The following is a 2,246-nucleotide window of genomic DNA, read 5'->3' as shown; positions in this document are numbered from 1 at the left end:
CCGAAGAGCGCCAGCGCGATGCCGACCGAGCCGAGGATGAAATACTTCCACGCCGCCTCGAGCGCTTCGTGCGTGCGATAGATCCCGACCATCAGCACCGTCGTCAGCGTCGCGAGCTCGATCGCCACCCACATCAGCCCGATGTTGTTCGAGACGAGCGCGAGGTTCATCCCCATCATCATCAGCTGGTACATGGCATGATAGAAGCGCAGGTAGACCGGCGTCAGCCGCCCGGTCTCGATCTCGTGCCCGATGTAGCTTGCCGAGAAGGTCGCCGCCGTGAACCCGACGAAGGTATTGAGCAGGATGAAGACGCTGTTGAGCTCGTCGACCAGCAGATACTCGCCGGCCACCGGCCCCGCCGCCAGCAGCATCCCCGCCGCGACCAGCGTCAGCAGGCTCGCCACCACGTTGATCCGCGTCCCCGCCCGATAGCCCGGCACCAGCGCCAGCACCGCGGCGGCGACGGCCGGCACGACGAGGACGGCGGCGACCGGGCTCATTCCCGCTCTCCGCGGAACTCGTCGAGCGCACCGACGTCGACCGTGTCGAACCGCTCGCGGATGCGGAAGAGGAAGACGCCGACCACGATCATCGCGATCAGCACCGAGAAGGCGACGCTGATCTCCACCACCAGCGGCATCCCCTTGGCGCCGGTCGCCGCCAGGATCAGCCCGTTCTCGAGCGACATGAAGCCCACGACCTGGCTGACCGCGTTCCGCCGCGTCACCATCATCAGCAGCCCGAGCAGCACCACCGAGAGCGCGAAGGCGAGATCCTCCCGCGCCAGCGGATCCTCAGACTCGGTCAGGTGCAGCATCAGGACGATCGAGAGCGCGACGAGCCCCATGCCGGCCAGCATCGTCGGCACCACGCCCGCCGCCGCCTCCACCTCGCGGTGGATGCCGAGCCGCTGCACAATCCGGTGCAGCGCCCAGGGCACCAGCATCGCCTTGAAGAGGAGCGCGATCGCCGCCGTCACGTAGAGATGCTGCGCGTCCTGCACCCAGGCCTGCCAGGCCACCGCCGCCGCCAGCACCACCGCCTGCGCCGCGAAGACGTTGAGCAGCGAATAGAGCCGGTCCTGGTAGATCATCATGAAGCTGACCAGCACCAGCCCACCGGCGAGGAGGTGCGAGACGTCGAAGGCGACGCTGCCCATTACCTGATCCGCCGCGCCCCCCATCAGAAGCTCCGCGACACGAAGAGGAGCAGCATCCCGAGCAGCGCCAGCATCAGCGCCACCCCGAGGAAGTCCGGCAGCCGGAAGACCCGCATCTTGGCGATCGCCGTCTCGAAGACCGCGAGCGCCACCCCGAGCCCGGCGAGCTTGCCGAGAAAGGCCGCAACCCCGACCAGATGCGCGACCAACCCGCTCCCCGGCGCCGCCATCCCCCAGGGCACGAAGACGCAGCCGATCAGCGCCACGTAGAGCAGGAGCTTCAGCGCCGCCGCGATCTCGATCATCGCCAGATGCCGCCCGGAATATTCCAGCACCATCGCCTCGTGCACCATGGTCAGCTCGAGATGCGTCGCCGGATTGTCGACCGGGATGCGCGCATTCTCCGCGATCGCGACGATCAGCAACGCGACCAGCGCCATCCCGAGCGTGACGCGCAGCCCCACCCCCGCCGCCATCGTCTCGGCGATCGCCGAGAGCTGGCTCGACCCCGCGACCAACGCCAGCGTGAAGACGGTCAGCATCATCGCCGGCTCGGCGATCGCCCCGATCATCATCTCCCGCGACGACCCGATCCCCCCGAAGCTCGTGCCGACATCCATCCCGGCCAGCGCCAGGAAGAAGCGCGCGCTGCCGAGCAGCGCGACGATGGCGATGAGATCGGCCGTCCAGGAGAACTCGAGCCCGATGGCGAAGGTCGGCACCAGCGCCGCCGCGACCCAGGTGGCGGCGAAGATCGTGTAGGGCGAGACGCGGAAGAGCCAGGAGGCATTCTCCGCCAGCACCACCTCCTTGCGCATCAGCCGCAGGATGTCGCGATAGGGCTGGATCACCGGCGCCCCCCGCCGCCGCGTCAGCCGCGCCTTCACCTTGCGCACCAGCCCGACCAGCCCCGGCGCCAGCGCCAGGACCAGGAGCATCTGCGCCCCCTGCACTGCGAGCCCCAGCATCACACGCCCCCCGCCGGAATGCCCCGCCAGCACCCCGTCCGCGCCGCCGCTCCAGAGAGAAGAGGGCAGCGCCCGACCCGGCGGGCGAGAAGCGCCCGCCTGGGGGCGGGGCGGGC

General features: G+C 69.4%; 2 protein-coding genes and 1 pseudogene. All 3 read right to left on the bottom strand.

Annotated elements, in window-relative coordinates:
- Positions 1–503: pseudogene (locus tag Q0112_RS18605) on the bottom strand (hydrogenase 4 subunit F); the annotation flags it as partial.
- Positions 500–1,162: a hydrogenase-4 component E gene (locus Q0112_RS18600; RefSeq protein WP_297977556.1), complete on the bottom strand. Its 663-nt coding sequence runs from the start codon at positions 1,160–1,162 to the stop codon at positions 500–502. The pseudogene Q0112_RS18605 and the gene Q0112_RS18600, both read right to left, overlap by 4 nt.
- Positions 1,163–1,185: 23 nt before the next feature.
- Positions 1,186–2,130 (bottom strand): NADH-quinone oxidoreductase subunit H, encoded by a 945-nt coding sequence (locus Q0112_RS18595; protein ID WP_297977555.1) that lies wholly within the window; start codon positions 2,128–2,130, stop codon positions 1,186–1,188.
- Between the last annotated feature and the right edge of the window lie 116 nt (positions 2,131–2,246).

It is taken from the genome of uncultured Amaricoccus sp. (genome assembly GCF_937858865.1).
In the GTDB taxonomy this organism is placed as follows: Bacteria; Pseudomonadota; Alphaproteobacteria; order Rhodobacterales; family Rhodobacteraceae; genus Amaricoccus.
Note: the sequence above shows the minus strand (reverse complement) of the source record. Positions and strands in the feature narration are given on the sequence as shown.

Bases quoted from the DNA above. Each gene is read 5' to 3' on its own strand.
- Q0112_RS18595 (WP_297977555.1), bottom strand. From the start codon at position 2,130: ATGCTGGGGCTCGCAGTGCAGGGGGCGCAGATGCTCCTGGTCCTGGCG.
- Q0112_RS18600 (WP_297977556.1), bottom strand. From the start codon at position 1,162: ATGGGCAGCGTCGCCTTCGACGTCTCGCACCTCCTCGCCGGTGGGCTG.